Below are 1,284 nucleotides of genomic sequence, written 5' to 3' on the forward strand. Positions count from 1 at the left end.
AGCCGACGCGCGTCCCGCACCGTAACGCCCATACACCCCAAACGATCACAAACCATTTGGGTTACGGGTCAATATGTCGGGCTGACCGGCGCGGCCCGACTGGTGGACCTGCCGGTGTGGCCGGTCGCGGGCGGACCGTCCGGGGTGGACCTGGCCGACCTGCGGGCGCAGGCGCGTCGGGCCCGGGAGGCGGGCCTTCGGCCGCGTGCCTGCTACGTGATGCCGGACTTCGCCAACCCGTCCGGGGTCAGCATCGACGTTGCCGACCGGCAGGCGCTGCTGGCGCTGGCCGCCGAGGAGGACCTGCTGCTGGAGGACAACCCGTACGGGCTGTTCGCCGTCGCCGACGGGCCGCGTCCGCCGACCCTGAAGGCGCTGGACACCGACCGGCGGGTGGTCTACCTCGGCTCCTTCGCCAAGACGGTGCTGCCCGGGGCGCGGGTCGGTTACGTGGTCGCCGACCAGCGGGTTGCCGGACCGGACGGCGGCGTCGGCCCGCTCGCCGACCAGCTTGCCATGATCAAGAGCATGGTCACCGTGAACACCTCACCCCTCGCGCAGGCGGTGATCGGTGGGCGGCTGTTGGAGCACGGATGCAGCCTGGTGCCCGCGAACACCCGGGAGCGGGCCGCGTACGCCCGCAACCTGCGCCACCTGGTGGCCGGCCTGGCCCGGCGCTTCGCGGGCCGGCCGGACGTGGGCTGGACGGTGCCGGCCGGTGGGTTCTTCGTGGTGGTGACCGTGCCGTTCGCGGTCGACGACGAGTTGCTGGACATCTCGGCGCGTGACTACGGCGTGCTCTGGACTCCGATGGCGCACTTCTACGACGACACCGCGGCGGTGTGCGCGCTGCGGCTGTCGGTCAGCGCGGTGACACCGGAGCAGATCGACGTGGGGTTGGACCGGCTCGCCGCCCTCATTACTGACGAGCTCCTGCGTGGACGGTCATAATGGGCCGCATGGTTGCCTGGGAGTACGCCCTGCTCGTCCGCCGCTATCAGGGACAGGGTCGCAATTTCACCGTTTCGTTCGTCTGGTACGGCCCGGACGGGTCGCGCAAGGACATCACCGCCTACGGCGACACGGCCATCGCGCACCTCAACCGCGCCGGTCGGGAGGGCTGGGAGCTGGTCTCGGCAGCCGAGGACGTCAACAACGTCCAGGGCAGCACCGAGGTCCACCGATACCACCTCAAGCGCCCCCTGAACTATTGACCCGTAAGGCAAATAGTTGATGGTCAGGAGGCGGCGTAGCGGACTTCGGGCTTGCGGAACAAGGATTTCA

Annotated in this window: 2 protein-coding genes; both read left to right on the top strand. The window is 69.6% G+C overall.

Translation table 11 applies throughout. From position 1 onward, the window contains the following. Positions 1 to 951, top strand: a 951-nt coding sequence (locus ACLQ24_RS29705; RefSeq protein WP_425895048.1) for an aminotransferase class I/II-fold pyridoxal phosphate-dependent enzyme, incomplete at its 5' end; no start/stop codon positions are given. Beyond that, positions 951 to 1,214, top strand: coding sequence for a hypothetical protein (locus tag ACLQ24_RS29710; protein ID WP_425895049.1), 264 nt, complete (start codon positions 951 to 953; stop codon positions 1,212 to 1,214). The genes ACLQ24_RS29705 and ACLQ24_RS29710, both read left to right, overlap by 1 nt. Positions 1,215 to 1,284: the final 70 nt, after the last annotated feature.

Origin of the sequence: Micromonospora sp. DT4 (genome assembly GCF_049841675.1) — a bacterium.
In the GTDB taxonomy this organism is placed as follows: Bacteria; Actinomycetota; Actinomycetes; order Mycobacteriales; family Micromonosporaceae; genus Micromonospora.